Source organism: Parabacteroides sp. An277 (assembly GCF_002159645.1).
Classification (GTDB): domain Bacteria; phylum Bacteroidota; class Bacteroidia; order Bacteroidales; family Tannerellaceae; genus Parabacteroides.
The window spans coordinates 1-22,102 of record NZ_NFJB01000038.1; the positions used below are offsets into that span (position 1 = coordinate 1).

The window sequence follows — 22,102 nt, forward strand, 5'->3', positions numbered from 1 at the left end:
TTCGCTCAAACACCGAGATTTCTTTACGCTCCGCCCCGGAATTTGCTTTACGCTTCTTCCGTTAGGCCAATCCAATTGACAAAGGACAATGTACAATGGACAATTTCCCCGTTCGTAGGGGCGGAAGCATTCCGCCCCTACAAACGAGGAGAGGGAAAAAGAACCGGCCTCTGTCTGGTGGGCGTGAAGCGAGCGAGCGGAACGGAGCGGCCGAGAGCGTCGCTGTTTGAGCGCGGAGCGCGAGTTTGCGGCGCGAACAGCGGAGTGCAGGAAGCGAGTAGCCCAGCAGACGCAGCCTTGAACTTTTGGTTCTTTTCTTTCAAGAGAAAAGAACAGAGAAAACTCTAAAAAAACAGAAAGTTGAATTTAAAAAAAATATCAAATATGGAAAAGAAGACGGAAATTTGGAAGATTGTGATTCAGACGTTGATTACGATATTGACGTCGATCGGGACGGCACTCGGCGTCGTGAGTTGCGTGGGAGCTTAGCTTGATGCGCAGAAAGGCACACAGATGACGCAGATTAGACAGATGACCACAAATTTTTATTTTTAGGCTACGCAGTCTATGTTTAGGCACGGATTTCACGGATTACACGATTTTTAATCTGTGAAAATCAAAATTAACCGTGAAATCCGCGTAATCCGTGCCTAAAAAACAAAATAAATCTGCGGTCATCTGTCTAATCTGCGTCATCAGCGTGCCATTCACACACAAGACGCTTGCGGTCTTTGACTTCTTATTTTACGATTTCCAATTCGTTCAAGAGGTAATCCGCCCCGGCATATTTGTCGATGAGGAAGAGTATGTAGCGGATGTCGACGATGATGCTGCGCTGATAGTCAGGCAGGTATTCGATATCACCCCCGACGCCCTCCCAGTTCCGGTCGAAGTTGAGGCCGATGAGTTCGCCCCGCGCGTTGAGGACGGGGCTGCCCGAGTTGCCGCCCGTCGTGTGCGTCGTAGCGCAGAGTGCCACGGGCATCGTGCCCTGCTTGTTGGCATACGGGCCAAAATCGCGATTCTTATACAGTTCCTTCAGCTTGGCAGGCACGACGAACTCCCAGTTCGTGGAATCCTCTTTTTCCATGACGCCCTCCAGCGTGGTCTGATAGCCATAATAATCGCAATCGCGCGGGCTATAGCCTTTGATTTGGCCGTAGGTGAGGCGCAGGGTGAAGTTCGCGTCGGGCCATTGCGCCTCGCCGCCTTCGTGCATGCGGAGCAACCCTTCCACATAGGTCCGGTGCGCCAGGTTGTAGCCATCGTCGAAGCTCTTGAGGGCCTTGTCCAGATGTTCGCGTTCCTCTTTGACCGAGCGGGCGAAAGCGATCATCGGGTCCTCTTCCAGTGCTTTCCGCGTAGGTTTGGCGGCGAATTGCTCGAAGTTTTCCGTGCTGCCGTAAATCGACTGCGCGAAGAGGTGGTCTACGAAGGCGTCCACATCGCCCCCGAACGATTGGTCAATGGTCAGGAGATAAGCCGGTTGCGAGATACGGGGGACGAGCTTCCGGTATTCTTTCAACAAGACCTTGGCAATCTTTTTGTCGATTTCCGGCGCATAGTCTTTGTTGAAAAACTGGTGGAAGGCTTTGCGGAGCTTGACCAACTCTTCTTGCGTAGCGACTTTGTCTTGCTTTTCGAGGGCCACAGTAAGCGCGTCGACAGATAAGGGAACGTGGGTAAATTCGATGCCGCGCGTGAGGGCTTCGTCGAGCATCCACTTGCGGTGACGGAGGTCTTTGCGGTCGGCGACGATTTGCTCCAGCGTCAGGAGCGCCTCTTCATATTGGGGCTGGCATTGCTTCTTGCCCCAAGCCAAGAGCGCCTCTTGTTGTTTCCGTTTGACGGATTCGAAATCCCGTTTGCGGATGGCCCAGTTGCTCCCGATGGCGTTTTTGTAGGCGTTTTGCGAACTGGCATATTTGCTGGCGTATTGGATGCGTACTTTATCGTCTCGGAGCATCTCGTCGAGCATCACCTGTTGACGGAGGTCGCGGATGTGGATGCGGACGGCATTGTCAATGTCTCGTCTTTCCGCTACTTCCCAGGAGGTATAGAAATGGTTCGTCCGTCCGGGAAAACCCATAATCATGGCAAAGTCGTTCTCGTCGAATCCTTGGATGGAGAGTTTCAGCCAGCGTTTGGGGCGGAGCGGCACATTGCTGGGCGAATATTCGGCCGGGTTTCCGTTCGCGTCGGCATAGATGCGGAAGATAGAGAAGTCGCCCGTGTGCCGCGGCCACATCCAATTATCGGTATCCGAGCCGAACTTTCCAATCGACGAAGGAGGCGCGCCCACCAGCCGGATGTCGGAATAAATCTTCTTCGTGAACATGAAATACTGGTTCCCACCAAAGAAGGGCAGGATTTCGACCTCCGTCCCCGGATTATCTTGCAGGAACTTCTCGCCGACCTTCTCTTTAGCCAATGCGTTCAGGAATTTGGGCGAAAGGTAGTTCATGCTATTGGGGTCGGTGTCTTCTTTCAGGGCCTCTTTGACCAAGTCGGTCACGTCTTCTATCTTTTCGATGAAGGTGACGGTCAGTCCTTCGTTTGGGAGCTCCTGTTCGCGCGTTGTCGCCCAGAAACCGTCGGTCAGGTAATCGTGCTCCACGCTGCTATGGGTTTGGATGGCATCGTATCCGCAATGGTGGTTCGTGAAGACCAACCCGTCGGGCGAGACCACCTCGCCGGTACATCCGCCCCCGAAGATGACCACGGCATCTTTCAAGGAGGCATTCTCAGGATTATAAATATCGTTTGCGTCCAATTGCAATCCCAAGGCTTTCATGTCGGCCAGTTTTTGTTGGGAGAGCAAGGGGAGAAGCCACATGCCTTCGTCGGCATGCATCGGTGTCAGCGCGAAGCAGAGGGCTGCGGCTATTATCCATTTCTTGAAGTTCATTGTTCGTTTGTTTTTTAGGGGTTTATACTGTATCTTTCCATTCGGAGTAAGGATGTTTCGTGAGCGAGGAATTATAGAAGCGGCGGTCTCCCGTCACTTCCCGTCCGAGCCACGCGGGGCGTTCGAACTCCTCCGTTTCCGATTCCAGTTCGACTTCGGCCAGGACGAGCCCTTCGTTTGCCCCGTGGAAAACGTCGATTTCCCACGTGTGTTTCCCGATGCGGGCCAGGTAACGTATCTTGTCGATGGCGCCCGGCTCGCATAAATCCAGGAGCTTTTCGGCCTCTTCCAGGGGAATGGATTGTTCGAATTCGTAGCGACTCATGCCCTTCGCGTCGGTCGGGCCTTTGATGGTTAGGAATCCAGCTTCGTCCCGGATACGCACCCGGACGGTTCGCCCGGGAGCCGAGCAGATGTATCCTTGCACGATGCGCCGTTCGGCATAGACATCGCGCATGAAGTTTCCCGCGACGAGGAATTTACGTTCGATTTCTATCATAACCTTTCAGCAGGAATAAAGAGAATTATCGTATCGTGACCATGGTTGCACCGAACCCATATTCGCGGAACGAGGCGTCTTGGTAGTCATGTTGTTTATAATGTGTGCGGAGTTCGCGTTCGATGGCCTTGCGGAGCACTCCGTCGCCTTTGCCATGGATAAAGACAATCTTCTGTCCTTTGCGCGTGGCGTACTGGTCCATGATTTCGCGGAACTTATCCAGTTGGTAGTTCAGCATGTCGGTGTTGGTCATGCCGGTCGTATCGTCCAAGAGCTCGTGGATGTGCAAATCGATTTCGATGATAGAGGAGTTCGCCTCCTTCTTTTTAATCAAGGAAGGCGCCGGAGCGGACGGACGTTTGTCGGCGCGAACCTTCTGCTGCATGGCTTGTTGGATATCGGCGGCCGAGACCAACATTTCGCGTTCGGGCACATCGCCCCGGATGATAGGGCAGAGCAGCGCGCCCTCGTCGAAGTAATCGTTCTCGAGGAAGCAATGCAATTTGTAGAACTTCACGGTATCGAGCCGCAGCTCTACCGAAATGGCATTCTTCAGGGAATAGGGTTTGTCTTTCTTGAAGGCAATCAGTTGGACGCAGATGCGCTCCAGCTGGTTCAAATCCGCTTTGGTAAATTCTTCGAGGAATATCTTCGTATTGGGTTGGATTTCGCCATGGTAGCGGCTCGTCCAGCTGTTGTTTTCGCGGTTCATGTAATTGAAGAAGAGATGATAGTTGCTATCATTCACGAAATAAGCTTCGTAGCCGCACGTCTGGATGGCTTTTTCGTCTGTCGGAAGATAGGCCAAGTAGATGTTGAGTTGCTCACCTTCCGGATTTTCTTCGGCTTTCCGTTCCTCCTCGCGGGTGATTTCGCGTTGCGCCATCACCTTCTTTTCCATTTCTTTAGGCGTTGTTTTCGGTTGGTTTTCCGAATGGACCTGCGGGGCTTCTCCTACGACTACGCATTCATGAATATAGGTCGGAATTTCGAACCCGTCGGCATCTTCGACCATGACTACATCTTTCCCTTTGAAACTACGTACTATGCCGCCCCCTGTCGCATTGAGGAAGCGCACTTTATCTCCTATTTTTATATCCATATTGCTATAAGTTTTCCACAAAAGTACGAATTTATCTTCGGAAATGAAGCGAGACGTTCCGAAAAAGCAGGGCGAAAAACGATAAAAGCTTGGTTATAAACTTCCGGAAGCACGGCGTAAAAGTCAAAACATCCGAAGAAAGTTCTATCTTTAACCTAAAGATATATATCTGCAGCCTAAAGATACGTATCTTCAACTTAAAGATATGTATCTTCAACCTAAAGATAGAATTTTCCTGGGATGTTTTGACTTTTTCATGGGAGGTATCTGGCTTTATTGGCGGCAAAAAGAAGTTTTCCTCGGCGGTTTCCTGTAAAAAACTGGAAGTTTCCGCATCGCCGTGTTCTCTTTTTCCTTATTTTTGCAGCTTGAATTTGAAAGCAAGGTAAATAGATGGAAACAAAGACCGATAAACAGCTCGAATTGGACAAACGCTACTTGCGGATGGCGGCGATATGGGCCGAAAATTCTTATTGTAAGCGACGCCAAGTCGGGGCATTGGTGGTGAAAGACCAGATGATTATTTCGGATGGATACAATGGTACGCCTTCCGGATTTGAAAACGTCTGCGAAGATGAGCATAATATCACCAAACCTTATGTGCTTCATGCCGAAGCGAACGCGATTACCAAGGTGGCGGCTTCGTCGAATAGTAGCAAAGGAGCGACTATTTACGTGACATCGGCTCCTTGCATCGAATGTGCCAAACTGATTATCCAGTCGGGTATTGTGCGGGTGGTTTATTCCGAAAAGTATCGTACCGAGGAGGGCATCGACCTCTTGCGGCGTGCGCATATCGAAGTTGATTTCATTGATATAAACGAATAATATATAGAATGTATGGTGAATAACAAAAGGCAATTTGTCTGGTGGCCGTTCATCGTAGCGGCTTGTATCGCCTTAGGTATTTTTATTGGTAATCGGTATCTGTTGCTTAGCCAAGCAGGGGGCAGGATGTTGGGAAGTGGAAACAAATTGAACACGATACTCGATATTATCGAAGAGCAATATGTGGATACGGTCAATATGCCGGATTTGATTGAACATGTCATTCCGAATGTGTTCAGCGAGTTGGATCCGCATTCGAACTACATCCCGGCCAACGAAGTAGAGCGGCGGAACGAGGACTTGGAGGGTTCGTTCAGCGGCATTGGTGTCTCGTTTAATATGCAATTGGATACGGTGTTGGTCATTGAAGTCGTGCCGGGAGGTCCTTCCGAGAAAGCGGGCATCTTGCCCTTCGACCGTATTGTAACGATTAATGATACGGTCTATGCGGGTATCAAGGCGAACCAAGAGAAGGTGATGAAACTCCTTCGCGGTATGAAGAATACGACGGTGCGGTTGGGTATCAAGCGGGATGGCAATCCGGATTTGATTGAGGTACAAGTGACGCGCGGCGACGTCCCGGTGAATACGGTCGACGTGGCTTATAAGGTGGCCGAAGGCGTGGGGTATATCAAAGTCAGCAAGTTCGGTCGTACGACTTACAACGAGTTCATTACTGCGATTGCCCAGTTGAAGCAGGAAAAGTGCCACTCTTTTATCATCGACTTGCGGGGTAATACGGGCGGATATATGGAGGCGGCCATCAATATGACCAACGAATTCATGCCCGAGGGGCGGATGATTGTCTACGCCTATGGCAAGAATTTCCCGCGTTTCGAATCGCATGCCAACGGAACGGGCACGTGTTTGGAAAGCCCGTTGGTGGTGCTGACGGATGAGATCTCGGCTTCGGCGAGTGAAATCTTCTCCGGGGCTATTCAAGATAACGACCGGGGATTGATTATCGGCCGGCGCACGTTTGGAAAAGGGTTGGTGCAATCGCCTATCAAGCTCCGCGACGGATCGGAGGTATTGCTTACGGTAGCCCGTTATTACACACCTTCAGGACGTTGCATCCAGAAGCAATACAAGATGGGCGAGCTGGAGGATTACGACCAGGATATCTACAATCGTTACCTGCATGGCGAGTTCGATTCGGCCGATAGCATCAAGCAAATCGATTCGTTGCAATACCAAACCGTAGGGGGACGTATCGTGTATGGCGGAGGCGGTATCATGCCGGATATCTTCATTCCGCGTGATACGAGTGGCGTTACCTCTTATTTCTCAAGCATCGTGAATAGCGGCGTGCTTTATATGTATGCCTTGGAATATTCCGACCAGCATAGGAAACAATTTGCCGCTTATGAAAACTACGAAGAACTTTGGGCTTATCTGAAGACGCAACCGCTCGTGAACGACTTCGCCAACTATGCCATGCGGAAAGGGGTGAAGAAACGCCCGGCCTTGATTGCGATTTCCCGTCAGCTTATCGAGACGCAACTTCAGGCATATATCATCCGCAATTTCTTTAAGGATGCCGGCTTCTATCCTGTCTTCCAGCAAGATGATATAACTTTGAAGAAGGCGGTCGAGGTATTGACGGATGGCAAGCCTTTGATGGAACATATTTGATGGTGAATTTGCATAAGACCCACCCAGTGTAAGCAAGAACTTAGGCTGGGTGGGTATTTTATAGGGTAAAGTGTAAGTCTTTCTTTTATATTGGGAAAGCAAAAGTGCCACTTTTGCCATACATCAGTGCCGCTTTTGGTATACAAAAGTGCCACTTTTGATAAGCATCAGTGGCACTGATGTGATTCCTTTCTGAGGAAAAGGGGTTGCCTTGTCAGACGAAAGCGGATGTGGTTCCTTTTTCTTGGGGAGAAATGAAGCGTATTTTATTAGTTATTGAAAAGGATTATGGGTGACGAAAAGCAGGAATTGCGTCGGGAAATAGCCCGGCAAAAGAAATTATATACGGAGGCGCAACTCGGCGCGTGGTCGGAAGAAATATTCCGGCAGGTGGAGGCGCGGGAGGTGTTTCGGCGTGCGCAATGCGTGGCGTGTTACCACGCGTTGCCGGGCGAGGTGCAGACCGAAGGGTTCATCGGGCGTTGGTATCGGACGAAACGCATCTTGTTGCCGCGCGTCGTGGGGGATGATTTGCTGCTTTATCCTTACGAAGGGCCGGAGTCGGTCCGGCGGGGTGCATATGGCATTTGGGAACCGATAGCTGTGGGAGACTCGATACCGTTGGAGGCTGTAGACTTGGTCATTGTACCAGGTGTGGCGTTCGACCGGTCCGGGAACCGGTTGGGACGCGGGCGAGGGTTTTACGACCGTCTGCTCTCGGCGTCTCATCTTGTTAAAATAGGCGTTTGCTTTGCCTTTCAATTGCGCGACCGGATACCGACTGAAGCCTTCGACGAAAAGATGGACGAGGTGATTTCAAATCTTACCGAATGACTAAATCAAACAGGAAGGCATTTTGGATTTCCTGGTTGAGGTTGTCGCGGAGCTTATCCTTGCAGAGGAGGAGTTCGTTCCGGAGGACGGACGAGGTCATGTATACATATAATATACGGTCGCGGACGTAGAGGTTGCGTGTATAGTGTGCCGCCATGGGGCCGAGGAGTTTCTTCCAGGCTCGTTCGATGCGTACTTCCATGATTTTTTCGTAAATCTCGGTATTGTCTTCGAAGAAGTCGCGGAGGATTTCCCCGATAGGTTGCGTGTTTGTTCGTTTCATGCGTGAAGTAATTGTTGGGCTTGTCCGTTTTCGATTTCAAAGAGGGCATAATCGCTTTGCAACGTAGCGAGAATCTCGTCGAGGTACTTGCGGTTGGTGTCGGTCAGGAAGATTTGCCCGAATAGCCCGTCTCCCACGACTTGGATGATTTGCGCCACCCGTTGGGCGTCCAGCTTGTCGAAAATATCGTCGAGCAAGAGCAAGGGCGTGGTATTTCCACCTTGGGCCAGGAGGGCAAATTGGGCGAGCTTGAGCGCAATCAGATAGGTCTTTTGCTGCCCTTGCGAGCCGATGCGGCGGATAAGTGCTTCGCCTAATGTCATTTCCAAATCATCTTTATGGATGCCCACCGAGGTATATCCCAAGATACGATCCCGCTCGCGGTTGGTACGAAGCAATTCTTCCAGCGAAGCGGCATCCAATGGGGAAGCATATTGCAAACCGACTTCTTCTGCCGAACGGCATATCTGCTGATGATAATGATTGAATAATGGGAGTAGCTCTTCGATCAAAGCAGCTCGTACTTGGTGAATCAGTTCGCCATAGCGAACCAGTTGCATTTCCAGTACTTCGTAGAGGGAGGCATCCATTGCGCCTTCTTTTAATAAAGTATTACGTTGCAAGAGCGCTTTGTTGTATTGGATGAGGGCGTGCAAATAGTTTTTGTTTCGTTGCGAGATGATGAGGTCGAGAAACCTCCGCCGCTCGTCGCTTCCTCCTTGAATCAAGTCGGTATCGGCAGGCGAGATGAGCACCAAAGGAAGCAATCCGATGTGTTCGGAAAGCTTATTGTATTCTTTTTTATTTCGTTTGAAGACTTTGCGTTGCTTCCGCCGGATGGCGCAAAACAATTCTTCCTGACGCCCGTCGATGTCATATTCACCTTGAAGAACGGCCATCTCTTCGCCGAGAGTGATGACTTGATGGTCCGGTGTATTCAAATGACTTTTGCAGAAAGAAAGATAGTAGATCGCATCCATCAGGTTGGTTTTTCCCATGCCATTGTTCCCGAAGAAGCAATTAATTTGGGGGGAAAAAGACAATTCCGCCTGCCGGATGTTCTTATAATTGACCACTGAAAGGTGTTTTAATACCATATTATATATGTGTTATCGATATAAAGCCTCAAAAATATATGCAAAAGTAAAAAATATACGCACATACGCATCGTTTATTCGGCAAAAAAAACTACTTTTGCGCTTTGAAACGAAAATCGGCTTTTTAAGTACAGAAAAGAAATAATAAAATAACTATAAACAGATTATGGCTACGAAAGAAAAGGAAACCGTAGAAGTAGAAGAACTTGTTTCGAGATCGGAACTATTTATCGAGAAGTACTCGACAAAAATCTTAGTGGGAATTGTGGCAATTATCGTGATTGCAGGCGGCATCTTTGCCTATCGGAATCTTTATTTGGCTCCGAAGCAATTGGAGGCGTCGGCCGCCATGTTTAAGGGTGAGCAATATTTCGCGAAGGATTCTTTCCAGTTGGCATTAAACGGGAATGGTGCGGATTACGCCGGTTTCGAAGCGATTATCGACCAATATGGAAGTACGAAGGCGGGCAATTTGGCGAAAGCGTATGCGGGCATTTGTTATTTCAACTTGGGCGAATATGAAAAGGCATTGGATTTATTGAAGTCGTTTAGCGCAAGCGACCAGATGATTTCGCCGGCAATCGTTGGGAGAATAGGTGATTGCTACGTAAACATGGGGAATACGCAAGAGGGTATCAGTTATTTTGAGAAAGCTGCCCAAGCGGCCGACAATAATGTCCTTAGCCCGATTTATTTGAAGAAGGCGGGGGTTGCCTACGAAAGTTTGCAGCAATACGACAAAGCGGTAAACGCGTATAAGACAATCAAAGAGAAGTATTACGGCTCGATGGAGGCATCGGATATCGATAAGTATATCGCACGTGCCAGCGCATTGGCTCAATAATAGTTATCAATCGGAAAAGGATTAGGTGTCAATCTAATCCTTTTCAGTTATCAATCAGGAGGAACATAGTTATGGCTACAGCCTATCAGAATTTGTCGGAATATGATTTCAATAGCGTGCCGGATGCTTCGGAGATGAACGTGGGCATCGTGGTGGCGGAATGGAATAAGCAAATTACGGAACGTTTGCTGGAAGGAGCATGCAATACGTTGGAAAAACATGGTGTGAAGCCGGAGAACATCATCGTAAAGCGTGTGCCGGGTAGTTTCGAGTTGACGTTTGGTGCCAAACAAATGGCGGAAAACAAAGATGTAGATGCGGTCATCGTGTTGGGCTGCGTCGTAAGAGGCGATACACCCCATTTTGATTATGTTTGTTCGGGCGTGACGCAAGGGATTACAGAATTGAATCTGATGTATGATATTCCTTTCATTTTCGGGATGTTGACGACCGAAAACATGCAACAAGCCGAAGACCGTGCCGGTGGTCGTTATGGAAATAAAGGCGACGAAGCTGCAATTACTGCAATAAAAATGGTGGATTTTGCTTGCCAATTAAAAAATTAATTGTATCTTTGCACCGCAATTGAGAAATAAAGGGCAGTTACCAGAGTGGCCAAATGGGGCTGACTGTAACTCAGCTGGCTTACGCCTTCGGTGGTTCGAATCCATCACTGCCCACAAAGTAAATTTTTTTTATTCATGTTGCGGAAATAGCTCAGTTGATAGAGCACTAGCCTTCCAAGCTGGGGGTCGCGGGTTTGAGTCCCGTTTTCCGCTCGGAGAGTTTTCCTCGGGAGAGGGAAACTCTTTTTTTATGGCCTTACCATCCGAACGCTTCGCCTTGCATCCAGCGTCCCTGTGCTTTGAGGGTTTGCTCGATAAGGTCGCGGGCGACGCCATCGCCTCCCTGATGAGGCGAGATATACCGGGCGATTTGTTTGATTTCGGGGGCGGCATCGGCCGGTGCTACAGGCAATCCGGCTTCGCGCATGACTTCGTAATCCGGGATGTCATCTCCGCAATAAGCTACCTCTTCCGCCTTTAAGCCGGCTTCTTGGAGGAAATGATAGAAGTCATGAATCTTGACGGCGCTTCGCATGTAAATATGCCGTATACCCAACCGTTCGTAGCGTAGGCGCACGGCCTCGGTGTAACCTCCAGTGATAATCGCAATGGGATAACCTAACTTGGCTGCAAGCTGGAGGGCATATCCATCTTTGATATTGACCGTCCGCATGGGTTCTCCATCGGGATGTAATGGAATGATTGTGCGCGAAAGAACGCCGTCTACATCGAAAGCAAATGCTCGTATCTGTTGTAAATCGTAAGGAATGCTGCTCATCTTTTTTTGCATTATGAATTTGTGGGCATGAAGATACGAATTATTTGCATTTTTATCACTAAGTTTGTACGTCGTTTTAACGATGGTTTATTTTTAAGGGAAAAAGTCATGATAGAATGTATGAAAAGAAGGCGGACTATTCGCCAGTATACGGAAAAAGAGATTCCGGAAAGTTTATTGAACGAGCTACTCGAAATTGCCTCGAGGGCTTCGAATACGGGAAATATGCAATTGTATAGTGTAGTCGTTACGCGAGACAAAGAGGGTAAAGAAAAGTTAGCTCCTGCACATTTCAATCAGCCGATGGTAACTGCTGCCCCAGTGGTTCTTACTTTTTGTGCCGATGCCAATCGTTTTGTGAAATGGGCGGAGCAACGGAAAGCCAAGGCGGGTTTCGATAATCTGCAAATGTTTATCGCTGCTACCATCGACGCGATGCTCTTTGCCGAAGCTTTTGCCGAAGCTGCCGAAGAGCGCGGGTTAGGATTATGTTATTTGGGTACGACGGCCTATAATGCAGGCGAAATTATCCGGATACTTTCCTTGCCTCGTCTGGTGGTGCCTATTGTCACGATTACGTTGGGGTATCCTGCCGAGCCTTTGCCAGACCCATCGGAACGTTTGCCTATCAAGGCTATTCGTCATACGGAGCATTACGTGGATTATACGCCTGCCTCAATTGATGCCTTTTACAAAGAAAAAGAGGAATTGCCTGTCAACCAGCATTTCGTCCAAATCAATCAGAAAGAGACGCTCGCGCAAGTCTTTACAGACCTTCGTTATCCTAAAGCGAATAACGAGCATTTCTCTGACTTGTTATGGCAAGTTTTGAAAGAACAAGGCTTTTTGAAATAAGCGAAATAGGGGGATTAGGGAATGTTTTCATCCGTAATCCCCTCTGTTCAATTTCGGATTAGTCCCATGTGTAAAGGTCTCGAAAATTTTTCGGTCGATGTTGCTTACGGTACTCGTTGGGGGTACATTTCAGCTCTTGGACAAAGAGATGAGTCATATAGGAGGCCGAAGGAAATCCGCTGCGGCGCGCGATTTCGATGAGTTTCAAATCAGTGTTCGCCAGCCATTCACAGGCGCGAGTGAGCCGATATTGTTTGAGAAATTCGCGCGTATCAAGGCCCGTCAGGAGGCGGAAAAAAGCATTTAAATCGGTCGTGTTGGTACCTAATGCGTTGGCTAATTCGAAGACCGTGATGCTGCTATCTTTTGCCAATGCTTGTGCAATGGCGTCGAAAATCCGGGAACCAGTCGGGGCGATAGTTGCCACAATCGGTTCGATGCACTTCCATCCCTTTTCGTTGACGATGTGCCGTCCGGTCAGAATGGTCGGACAAATATCGGCTACGGTAATTTTCTTGAATCGTATCTTTTCCATCTTTTTTTGGGGGTTAAAAACAACGGGGTTGCCTTTGGAAAAAATTTTCCCGCTGGCTTCGGGGCAAAGATACGAGAAAATTTTTTATTTTGAGCGCAGTAGCTCTGTGTTCAAGGAAAATTTTTGAAATTGAATACAGAGCTGCAATTATCAAATCTAAAAAATATTTTTGAATACAACGACTCTGTGCTCAAGTCTGAAAATTATTTTTGAATACAACGACTCTGTGCTCAAGTCTGAAAATTATTTTTGAACGCAACGACTCTGTGCTCAAGTCTGAAAATTATTTTTGAATACAACGACTCTATGCTCAAGTTTAAAAAATATTTTTGAGTACAGCGACTCTGCGATCAAGGAAAAATATTCTCCTTGATCGCAGACCGGCTGTAGTCAAATCTTTTTTTACGCCTTCATTGCCTGTTCCAAATCGGCGATGATGTCATTTGCGTTTTCGATGCCGACCGAAAGGCGCATCAAATCCGGAGCGATGCCGGCTGCCAAAAGCTGTTCGTCAGTCAATTGACGGTGCGTATGGCTTGCGGGGTGAAGGATGCAGGTGCGCGCGTCGGCCACGTGCGTCACGATGGCAATCATCCGCAAATGATCCATAAAGCGGATAGCCACGTCGCGTCCGCCTTTCAATCCAAATGAAAGCACGCCGCAGGAACCGTTTGGCAGGTATTTTTGTCCCAATTCATAATAGGGATTGCTTTTCAAACCTGGATAATTGACCCACGCCACCTGCGCTTGTTTTTCAAGCCATTCAGCTACGGTTTGCGCATTGCGGCAATGTTGCGGCATCCGGAGGTGCAGCGTTTCCAAGCCCATATTCAAGAGGAAAGCGTTCATAGGAGCCTGGATGGAACCTAAGTCGCGCATCAATTGACTGGTTGCTTTGGTGATGAACGCGCCTTTCCCGAAAGCTTTCGTGTAAGTAAGTCCGTGATAGGACTCATCGGGCAGGCAAAGTCCGGGGAATTTCTCGGCATGAGCTTCCCAATCAAAGTTACCACTGTCTACGATGCATCCGCCTACGTTTGTCGCATGTCCGTCCATGTATTTAGTGGTTGAATGAGTTACGATGTCGGCACCCCATTCAAACGGACGGCAATTAATCGGTGTGGCAAAGGTATTGTCTACAATCAAAGGAACGCCATGCGCATGGGCGATGCGGGCAAACTTTTCGATGTCGAGTACCTTTACACCCGGATTCGAAAGCGTCTCGCCAAACATCAGTTTGGTATTGGGACGGAAGGCTTTTGCGATTTCTTCTTCGCTCGCGTCTTCGTCCACAAATGTGCACTCGATACCCATTTTTTTCATCGTGACGCCGAAAAGATTATATGTCCCGCCATAAATGCTGGTAGCGCTTACGATATGGTCTCCTGCCTCGCAGATATTGAAGACGGCAAAGAAATTCGCCGCCTGTCCAGACGACGTAAGCATCGCTGCCACACCTCCTTCGAGGGCTGCAATCTTCGAAGCTACCGCGTCATTGGTTGGATTTTGCAGGCGCGTGTAGAAGTAACCGCTATCTTTCAGGTCGAACAAACGTGCCATCTGTTCGCTCGAATCATATTTAAACGTGGTGCTTTGATAAATAGGGAGCACGCGTGGCTCGCCATTTTTCGGAGTCCACCCTGCTTGGACACAGAGCGTCTCAGGAGCAAATTTATTTTCCATCTTGTTATCGTATTTTAGAAATTTCCGGACAAAAGTACGAAATATATCGTTATTGATGGCTTTTATCCAAGAAAACTTCTTTAAAGAGGAGTGGCGCGGGAGATGAGAAGGTTTTATAAAAAGAGAAAGGCTAACGATTCTTGTGAATCCTTAGCCTTTTGGTCGGGATGAGAAGACTCGAACTTCCGACCTCCACGTCCCGAACGTGGCGCGCTAGCCAACTGTGCTACATCCCGATTTTATGTCTCTTTGTAATCGTTTGACGTGTTCCGTTCTCGATTACGGCTGCAAAGGTACAACTCTTTTTTGAATCTGCAAGCGTTTTCGCCTGTTTTTTTCTCGGAAATATTCATTTTTTAGAAGGAAGCATCTCGATAGATTCGAACATGTGCTGATAAACAGCGGCTTTCTCGGATAAAGGCTTGGGATAGGCTCGCGAGGAAGAGGGCATCCGGAAGAGTTTTATTTCCCGCTCCGCCCAACGGAACGAAGTATGCGTCCCAACGGATGGTTCTTCCACGGTTGTTTGCGTCCGGATGACACTCAGCAAGGTGTCCATTGCCTTTTGTCCCGTGACGGAGATAGCTTCACATGTGGGGATTTGCGCGAGCACGGCATCCAAATCGAGGGGGCGCGTCACTTCCAGAAATTTGTCGGAGGCATTACCTCGTTGGCGGACGACCTCCATGGCTGTATCGCCCAAGGCCAATCCTACTTCCCGGCAAAACTCCTTGCACTTCGCCTCGCTAAATCGGCGTGGCGCTTCGAGGAAATAATCTTTGTCGGAGAAAAAGAGCAGCCCCAGTATCCGCCACATGTCGTTTTGGATATTGGGGTAATAGAAGTCCATCGACCACCGCGCGCGGGGAGGAGGGAAACTTCCCAGCATTAACAACTTCGTCTGTTCGGGCAAGAAGAAACCCCAAGGGTGGACCTCACGCATCTTTTTTCTTTCCCTCTTTCGCTTGTCGTTTCGAATCTTCGCGTGCCATCAGGACCACGTTGTAAACGAAATCTGTAATCCATTTTTCAGAGTAGCCCAGATGTTCGGCCGCCTTGCGCACGCTCCAAGCCGCCTTCTGTACGCTTACGTCTGTCCATTCCGAGCGCGTCAGGATTTCGTGTACGGTCTTTACCGTCTGTCCGTAAATCAATTTTTTGAATATCATGGCGAGGCGGAATTTCCATTGCATCAGGTTGCCTAACAAGCTGAACAAATCGTTGCTGAATCCGGCAAACATGAAGAAATAAGACTTGATGTCGTTTTGCGTGCGGCAGCATTTCTTGACCGAGGCGTCCATCTCTTTGAAGAAATAGTCCTGAAGACCATAATCTTGCATCAATACTTTGCGTACGCGTGCTTTTTCTGCTACACCGAGGCGGTTGTTTTGGGTGGGGATTTTCAGCATCCGCTTGAATAATGCCAAGTCGGGCAGGATGTTCAGATTCGTGATGCCCAAGTTCATGGCCATCGCTCCTTGATAATAGACGCGAATCAGCGATACGAACTCCTCGACCGACCCCTTCACCGGTTCTTCTTCGGCCGGTGTATTTTTCTTAAATAACTTCGATAAAAAACTCATGCTTATTTTTATGCTTAAATTTGCCTGCAAATATACAAATAAATATGGAGGAATACGCCTATAACGGCCGATGGATACGCCTATAAAATTCCACCAGCCCGTCGAGGGGCGAGGCTTCGATGTGTCCTATCTGCAGGGAAAGGCGTTGAGCTACGGTTTGCAGGATGCCGCTGAAATGGTAAGCCACCGAGCCGACGAAGTGGATGGACAATCGATCGTGCCCAGTGTACATCAGGACGTTACGCTGGAAGAAACGCATGAATTCCTCGTCGACCAATCGCTGCATCACCTCCTCTTGGATGTGTGCCTTGATGAAGGGAACGAGGCTCGCCAGGAAACGGTTGGGGAAGGGCTGGCGGTAGACCTTTTCCAGGATACGTTCGGGCGTCAAACCGTATGTCTCGAAGAGGGCTTGGACAAGCTGCGCGGGCATTTGCCGCTTCAAGCAATCGCCTACGAGCTTACGGCCCAGGACCGCCCCGCTTCCCTCGTCGCCCAAGATAAAGCCCAGAGGAGAAACCTGTTCGCAAATCTGATGCCCATCGTAAAGGCAAGAGTTCGAACCTGTTCCGAGGATGCAGGGAATACCTGCCTCTGTGCCGCATAGCGCATGGGCCGCCGCCCAAAGGTCGCTCTGTACGCAGACTTTCGTGGGTATGTTCGCTTGTATCGCCTTTTCCACGCTCCGGTTCTTTTCTGGGAAAGCACACCCGGCTCCGTAAAAATAGACTGCCTCGACGCGCGCGCCGGGGGGCAGTTGGGGCAGGAGTGCGCGCCGGATAGTCTCCTCCATTTCCGCCTCCGTTTGGTAATAAGGATTCATGCCCGGCGTGCGGAAGCGTTGCGTTGCTTCGTCCGTCACCAGTGCCCATTTCGTTTGGGTCGAACCGCTGTCGGCTATCAGTATCATGCGGCCTCCTTTCTTTTAAAAAGGCATGAATCGCTATAGCGGGAAGCCTCGCAATGAATCTTAGGATAAGAACGACCGTCTGTTCTTCTCCGACAAGAAATCTTAGGATAAGAACGACCGTCTGTTCTTCTCCGACAAGAAATCTTAGGATAAGAACAACCCTCCGTTCTTCTCCGACAAGAAATCTTAGGATAAGAACGACCGTCTGTTCTTCTCCGACAAGAAATCTTAGGATAAGAACGACCGTCTGTTCTTCTCCGACAAGAAATCTTAGGATAAGAACAACCGTCTGTTCTTCTCCGACAAGAAATCTTAGGATAAGAATGACCGTCCGTTCTTCTCCGACAATGAATCTTAGGATAAGAACAGGTATCTATTCTTCTCCTAAAACGGATGGCGAGTTGCAAATACCTATCTATTGGTTTCCCTTCCTGCATTTTTCCTTTTCTATCCAATCAATATGTTCTGCCCGATATAAACAAGGGCCCCGGCCAGATAGCCCGCCAGTGCGACCCACGAGATGCGCTTCAGGTACCAAATGAAATGGATGCCTTCCAGTCCCATGACGACCACGCCCGCTGCCGAGCCGATAATCAACATGCTTCCGCCCACGCCCGCGCAATAGGCCAGGAATTGCCAGAAGGTACCGTCTTGCATGAAATTCATCAGATAGCCCGCCGACGCGCTATTGGCCACCATGGCTTCCGTGGCAATCGGGTACATGCCCATCGCGCCTGCCACGAGCGGCACATTATCGACAATGGCCGAAAGCGTACCAATCACCAGATTGACGATATACACGTTTCCTACTTCCGTATCCAGCCAATTGGAGAAGCTATTCAAGATGCCCACGTAGCGTAAGACGTCGACCGCCAAGAGGATGCCGAGGAAGAAGAGCAGCGTCGCCCCGTCAATGCGGTGCACCACCTTGTCCAGGCGCATTTTCAGGTTTTCGTCCAAGTCCTTTTTCCGGGCATACATGAGTTCGGTCGTAATCCAGAGGAAACCTACACCCAGCAAGACGCCCATGAAGGGAGGCAGGTGGGTCAATGTCTTGAATACGGGCACGAAAAGGAGGCAGAAGACACCCAGGAGGAAAATGGCCAACCGTTCGCCTGACGAGAGGTAGGCTCCCGCGCCGCCCGTCTGGGTTTGTACGAAGGAGGGGGGTGTGACTTCGCCCTTCAGCCCTCTGAGCAGCAGCAACATCGGGACGAGTGAAGAAACCAGACTCGGAAGAATCAGGTTCGGAATCGTAGCACCTGTCGAGATGTTTCCATTCACCCAGAGCATGATGGTCGTGACATCTCCAATAGGCGACCAAGCCCCCCCGCTATTGGCCGCGATGATAATCATACTGCCGAATATCCAACGCGTTTTGATATCGTCAATAAGTTTTCGGATGAGCATAATCATCACGATAGAAGTCGTGAGATTGTCCAATACGGCAGACATGAAGAAGGTTATCGTCGAGATGAGTACGAAGAGCTTCCGCGTGTCGCGCGTTTGGATGCGGTTGGTGATAAACTCGAAACCGGCGTGCACGTCGATGAGCTCCACAATCAGCATCGCCCCCACGAGGAAGATGAGTGTCTGGCAAATCTCGCCAATACTTTCCACGATTTGGTGCGAGACGATGTACTCGCTGGTCATCTTAGCCAAGTTCACGTCGGATACAGGCACGTTTTGCACGAAGGAGCGAAATGCATCGCCTGAAACCAAGTAAGAGATGGTGGGCGCACCGATGATGTACAGTACCCAAAGAATCATGGCCGTCAATAAGGCTGTTCCGGCTTTATTGATTTTTAATGGATGTTCAAGGGCTATCATTGCGTAGCCCACTAAGAATACAAGTAAAATAATAGTCAGCATGGCGTACTATCTTTTTAGTGAGGTTAGACTTAAATTTTTAGGCAAAAATAACTTTGTTTTACGTAGTATCCAAATATATGGAGCGATTTTTCTGGAGAAATTTATACTCCGATTAATTTATGTCGCTCGTAGGAGGCTTTTGTCCAGCGCAAATAGACCAGGAGAGAGAGTACGCAACTCATAGTCCCTGCGAGGTAAGCCGTTGATAATGTGAATCGGTTAGAGATGAAACCGGCGGAAAGCATCCCAATACCTGCACCGATATCAAACGAGGTCAGGTAAGTAGAAGTGGCCGTTCCCCGCAAATGATGGGGTGCGACGTTGACGAACAGGCATTGGTAGGCAGGGACGCCCGTACCAAACCCGATGCCCAGGCATAAACCCGCGCCAAAGAATACCCACGGATGGTGTATCGTAGCAAAGAGAAAAAACGAAATAATCAGGCAGAGGGTGGAAGCGATGGCCACTTGATGGATCCGTCCATGGTCGACCAAGCGTCCGGATATAAGCCTGGATACGCCCACGCCAATCGCCATATAAATAAAGAAATATCCCGGATTCGGTATGGCTATCTCGCGTCCGTAAAGCACGACAAACGAAAGAATCATGCCGTAAGGTATCGCAATCAAAATATAAGCCACAGAGGCCGGCAGGGCGGTCAGGAGGATAAATCGGTCGAGCGAGAAGGGTGGTCTTTTTTGTTTCTCTCGCTTGGGGTATTGAATGAAGAGTACAGACAAAACGCCCAGCAGGGAAACAACAATGCTCACCCATACGTTTGCATGGAAACCGGCTTGCGCATAGAGTCCGACGGCTATCAAAGGGGCCAGCGACATGGCGAGGTTGATCGTTAAGCCATAAAAACCCATCCCTTCGCCCCGCCTTTCGGAGGGAATCACGTCGATGGTAATGGTGTTTCCCGCCACCGAGGTCAAGCCCATAAAACCGCCTTGCAGAAAACGGACGCATATCAAACCGAGCAACGTGGCCGCCCAAAGGTATCCGAAAAAGAAGAGTCCGAACGCGAGGAATGCCATGAAGTAAAGCGTCTTGCGCGAGAAACAGTCCACCAGATAACCGGAAAAAGGCCGCACGCAAAGGACGCCTATCGTGTAGCTCGACAAGGCCAATCCCACTTCCGAATTGCTAATCTTCAAATCTTCTGCCAAAAAGACGGGAAGGGTCGGCATCAGAAGATAGAACGCAAAGTTCATCAGAAAGTAAGATATGCCGCAAGCGATGAAATTCCGATTCCAAAGCTTCGGATGTATCGTTGTGTTTCTTTCCATTTATAACGATTAACTCAAACGATTGTAACGATGATTCAAAACGATGATAACTATAATCCCCAACGAATCCAACGAGAATCGTCAGGCATATTCGCTGAGTTCGAGCCAGCGCATGCTTTTCTCGTCCAGCTCTTCCATCAATTGCGTGATGCGCTGAGACTTGGTAAGGAGTTCGTCGGTACTTAACGTGCCGCTGCTCATGGCCTGTTCCAATTCCGCTTTTTCGGCTTCCAGTTGAGGAATCTCAGCATCCAACGCTTCGAATTCCTTCCGTTCTTTGAAGGTGAGGCGGCGTTTCGCCTCCGTTTCTTGCCGGCGGGGCTTTTCGGGTGTCGGATTCTTTTTGGCTTGCAAGGCGGCCTCTTCTTGCTTCTTCAAGGCGTCTTGCTCCTCTTTCCACGCGCGGTATTGCGTATAATTGCCAGGAAAATCTTGAATGTCGGCATTGCCATGGAACACCAAGAGATGGTCTACGACCTTATCCATGAAGTACCGGTCGTGCGAGACGACAATCAGGCATCCTTTGAAGCTTTTTAAATATTCTTCCAAGACGTTGAGGGTGATAATATCAAGGTCGTTGGTCGGCTCGTCCAATACGAGGAAGTTCGGGTTACGCATCAAGACGGTGCAGAGATAAAGCCGTCTTTTCTCCCCTCCGCTGAGTTTGTACACATAATTATGCTGCTTGTCGGGCGTGAAAAGGAAGTAGTTGAGGAATTGCGATACGCCCAACTTCCGCCCATCGCCCAAGTCGATATATTCGGCTATCTTTTGTACCACGTCGATAACCTTCATCTGCTCGTCGAATTGCAACCCTTCTTGACTATAATAGCCGAAGCGGACCGTCTCGCCCACTTCGAAATGGCCGCTATCCGGAGTGACTTCGCCCATCAACATCTTGATGAAGGTGGATTTGCCTGTGCCGTTATTGCCCACAATGCCCATCTTTTCGTAACGGGCGAAGGTATAGTTGAAATGGTCGGTTATCTTCAAATCGCCGAAACTCTTCGTGACCTCCTTGGCTTCGAATATCTTCGATCCGATATAAGAAGCCTTCACATCAAGGTTTACCTTGCCTTGTTCACGTGTTTGCTTGGCTTTCTTTTCCAATTCGTAGAAGGCATCGATGCGGTATTTGGCTTTTGTCCCGCGAGCTTGAGGCTGACGACGCATCCAATCCAATTCCTTGCGAAGTAGATTGTTGGCTCGTTCTACTTCGGTGTTTTGTGCGTCGATTCGTTCTTGGCGTTTCTCCAAATAATAGCTATAATTCCCTTTGTATTGGTAGAGTTGCTTGCGGTCGATTTCGATAATCTCAGAACAGACGCGGTCGAGGAAGTACCGGTCGTGTGTCACCATAAGGATGCTGATGGTCGAACGGCTCAGATAATCTTCCAGCCATTCGGTCATTTCTAAATCCAAATGGTTGGTGGGCTCATCGAGGATAATTAGCTCCGGTTCCGTAATCAAGACATTGGCCAATGCGACGCGTTTCAATTGCCCGCCCGAAAGGCTCTCCACCTTTTGGTCGAAGTTGTGAATCTTCAATTCGCCGAGGATTTGCTTAGCACGTTGCTCGTAGTCCCAAGCCTTGAGGCTATCCATCCGTTCCAGCAAAGCATTTAACTTGTCTGTATCGTTGTCTATCAATGCCCGTTCATATTCCGCCAGCAAACGAACCGTTTCGTTCGGCGAATAAAAGCAAGCCTGCAAGACACTCAAGCCTGCCGGATAAGTAGGCGATTGCTCCAGATAACCCACGCGTAAATCATTGCGAAACACTACCGAGCCGCTATCGTAATCCTCTTTGCCTGCAATGATATTCAGAAGCGTGGTTTTCCCGCTTCCGTTCTTGGCAATCAATCCAATCTTTTGCCCTTGAGCTACGCCAAAGGTGATGTCTTCGAAGAGGATCAAATCCCCGAAACTTTTCGTCAGTCCGTCTACTTGAAGAAAACTTACCATATAATATATTGTATTATGTTCTTGAGTTAACGTGCA

21 protein-coding genes and 3 tRNA genes are annotated in these 22,102 nt (G+C 49.1%); 9 read left to right on the plus strand and 15 right to left on the minus strand.

Annotated features, from left to right (window positions below):
• Positions 1–384 precede the first annotated feature (384 nt).
• Positions 385–489 (plus strand): smalltalk protein, encoded by a 105-nt coding sequence (locus tag B5F77_RS15760; protein WP_162608002.1) that lies wholly within the window; start codon positions 385–387, stop codon positions 487–489.
• A gap of 250 nt (positions 490–739) precedes the next feature.
• On the opposite strand, the gene B5F77_RS12920 is transcribed toward B5F77_RS15760, so the two are convergent.
• From B5F77_RS12920 to B5F77_RS12930, 3 genes are read right to left on the minus strand one after another with little or no spacing between them, the layout of a single operon-like run.
• The gene (locus B5F77_RS12920; protein WP_087331402.1) at positions 740–2,908 is read right to left on the minus strand and encodes a S46 family peptidase; all 2,169 of its coding nucleotides are present in this window, start codon (positions 2,906–2,908) and stop codon (positions 740–742) included.
• 22 nt (positions 2,909–2,930) lie between these two features.
• Complete coding sequence (locus B5F77_RS12925) at positions 2,931–3,407, minus strand: CYTH domain-containing protein (protein ID WP_087331403.1); 477 nt, start codon at positions 3,405–3,407, stop codon at positions 2,931–2,933.
• 25 nt (positions 3,408–3,432) lie between these two features.
• Positions 3,433–4,509 carry a DUF2027 domain-containing protein gene (locus B5F77_RS12930; protein WP_087331405.1) on the minus strand — a complete coding sequence of 359 codons (1,077 nt, stop codon included), beginning with the start codon at positions 4,507–4,509 and terminating at the stop codon, positions 3,433–3,435.
• Positions 4,510–4,902: 393 nt separating this feature from the next.
• Between B5F77_RS12930 and B5F77_RS12935 the strand changes: the two genes are divergently transcribed.
• The 3 genes from B5F77_RS12935 (at position 4,903) to B5F77_RS12945 (ending at position 7,806) form a co-directional block, all read left to right on the plus strand.
• Positions 4,903–5,337, plus strand: a complete 435-nt coding sequence (locus B5F77_RS12935) for a dCMP deaminase family protein (RefSeq protein ID WP_087331407.1) — start codon at positions 4,903–4,905, stop codon at positions 5,335–5,337.
• Between the two features lie 12 nt (positions 5,338–5,349).
• Entirely contained in the window at positions 5,350–6,972 is a 1,623-nt protein-coding gene (locus tag B5F77_RS12940; protein WP_087331409.1) for a S41 family peptidase, read from the plus strand.
• A gap of 288 nt (positions 6,973–7,260) precedes the next feature.
• The gene (locus B5F77_RS12945) at positions 7,261–7,806 is read left to right on the plus strand and encodes a 5-formyltetrahydrofolate cyclo-ligase (protein WP_087331411.1); all 546 of its coding nucleotides are present in this window, start codon (positions 7,261–7,263) and stop codon (positions 7,804–7,806) included.
• Here B5F77_RS12945 and B5F77_RS12950 read toward each other — a convergent pair.
• Together B5F77_RS12950 and B5F77_RS12955 are read right to left on the minus strand one after the other, a co-directional pair.
• Positions 7,796–8,089, minus strand: coding sequence for a DUF721 domain-containing protein (locus B5F77_RS12950; protein WP_087331413.1), 294 nt, complete (start codon positions 8,087–8,089; stop codon positions 7,796–7,798). The two genes, B5F77_RS12945 and B5F77_RS12950, sit on opposite strands and share 11 nt — an antisense overlap.
• A complete protein-coding gene (locus B5F77_RS12955; protein WP_087331414.1) occupies positions 8,086–9,186 on the minus strand; it encodes a DNA replication/repair protein RecF in 1,101 nt (366 codons plus the stop codon). The genes B5F77_RS12950 and B5F77_RS12955 overlap by 4 nt, the downstream gene beginning before the upstream one ends.
• A 166-nt stretch (positions 9,187–9,352) precedes the next feature.
• Between B5F77_RS12955 and B5F77_RS12960 the strand changes: the two genes are divergently transcribed.
• The 4 genes from B5F77_RS12960 (at position 9,353) to B5F77_RS12975 (ending at position 10,809) form a co-directional block, all read left to right on the plus strand.
• Entirely contained in the window at positions 9,353–10,030 is a 678-nt protein-coding gene (locus B5F77_RS12960; RefSeq protein ID WP_087331416.1) for a tetratricopeptide repeat protein, read from the plus strand.
• A 71-nt stretch (positions 10,031–10,101) separates the two neighbouring features.
• On the plus strand, positions 10,102–10,596 hold the full coding sequence (gene ribH / locus B5F77_RS12965; protein ID WP_087331417.1) for a 6,7-dimethyl-8-ribityllumazine synthase: 495 nt from the start codon (positions 10,102–10,104) through the stop codon (positions 10,594–10,596).
• A 31-nt stretch (positions 10,597–10,627) separates the two neighbouring features.
• Positions 10,628–10,710, plus strand: a tRNA-Tyr gene (locus B5F77_RS12970).
• Between the two features lie 26 nt (positions 10,711–10,736).
• Positions 10,737–10,809: transfer RNA gene (locus B5F77_RS12975), tRNA-Gly, on the plus strand.
• 43 nt (positions 10,810–10,852) lie between these two features.
• Here B5F77_RS12975 and B5F77_RS12980 read toward each other — a convergent pair.
• Entirely contained in the window at positions 10,853–11,374 is a 522-nt protein-coding gene (locus tag B5F77_RS12980; protein ID WP_087331460.1) for an HAD family hydrolase, read from the minus strand.
• Positions 11,375–11,482: 108 nt separating this feature from the next.
• Here B5F77_RS12980 and B5F77_RS12985 point away from each other — a divergent pair, with 108 nt between their 5' ends.
• Positions 11,483–12,229: a nitroreductase family protein gene (locus B5F77_RS12985; protein WP_087331464.1), complete on the plus strand. Its 747-nt coding sequence runs from the start codon at positions 11,483–11,485 to the stop codon at positions 12,227–12,229.
• 58 nt (positions 12,230–12,287) lie between these two features.
• On the opposite strand, the gene B5F77_RS12990 is transcribed toward B5F77_RS12985, so the two are convergent.
• The 9 genes from B5F77_RS12990 to B5F77_RS13030 all read right to left on the minus strand — a co-directional run bounded on the left by B5F77_RS12990 (position 12,288) and on the right by B5F77_RS13030 (position 22,066).
• Complete coding sequence (locus tag B5F77_RS12990) at positions 12,288–12,764, minus strand: AraC family transcriptional regulator (protein ID WP_087331419.1); 477 nt, start codon at positions 12,762–12,764, stop codon at positions 12,288–12,290.
• Positions 12,765–13,166: 402 nt separating this feature from the next.
• The gene (locus tag B5F77_RS12995; protein WP_087331420.1) at positions 13,167–14,447 is read right to left on the minus strand and encodes an O-acetylhomoserine aminocarboxypropyltransferase/cysteine synthase family protein; all 1,281 of its coding nucleotides are present in this window, start codon (positions 14,445–14,447) and stop codon (positions 13,167–13,169) included.
• A 159-nt stretch (positions 14,448–14,606) separates the two neighbouring features.
• Positions 14,607–14,683: transfer RNA gene (locus B5F77_RS13000), tRNA-Pro, on the minus strand.
• A gap of 113 nt (positions 14,684–14,796) precedes the next feature.
• Entirely contained in the window at positions 14,797–15,390 is a 594-nt protein-coding gene (locus B5F77_RS13005) for a uracil-DNA glycosylase family protein (protein ID WP_087331422.1), read from the minus strand.
• Entirely contained in the window at positions 15,383–16,030 is a 648-nt protein-coding gene (locus tag B5F77_RS13010) for a hypothetical protein (protein WP_087331423.1), read from the minus strand. The genes B5F77_RS13005 and B5F77_RS13010 overlap by 8 nt, the downstream gene beginning before the upstream one ends.
• Positions 16,031–16,088: 58 nt before the next feature.
• Positions 16,089–16,940 carry an ATPase gene (locus tag B5F77_RS13015; RefSeq protein ID WP_087331427.1) on the minus strand — a complete coding sequence of 284 codons (852 nt, stop codon included), beginning with the start codon at positions 16,938–16,940 and terminating at the stop codon, positions 16,089–16,091.
• 447 nt (positions 16,941–17,387) lie between these two features.
• Positions 17,388–18,812 carry a sodium:proton antiporter NhaD gene (gene nhaD / locus B5F77_RS13020; RefSeq protein WP_087331430.1) on the minus strand — a complete coding sequence of 475 codons (1,425 nt, stop codon included), beginning with the start codon at positions 18,810–18,812 and terminating at the stop codon, positions 17,388–17,390.
• Between the two features lie 101 nt (positions 18,813–18,913).
• Positions 18,914–20,101 (minus strand): MFS transporter, encoded by a 1,188-nt coding sequence (locus tag B5F77_RS13025; RefSeq protein WP_087331432.1) that lies wholly within the window; start codon positions 20,099–20,101, stop codon positions 18,914–18,916.
• An 81-nt stretch (positions 20,102–20,182) separates the two neighbouring features.
• Positions 20,183–22,066, minus strand: coding sequence for an ABC-F family ATP-binding cassette domain-containing protein (locus B5F77_RS13030; RefSeq protein WP_087331435.1), 1,884 nt, complete (start codon positions 22,064–22,066; stop codon positions 20,183–20,185).
• Positions 22,067–22,102: the final 36 nt, after the last annotated feature.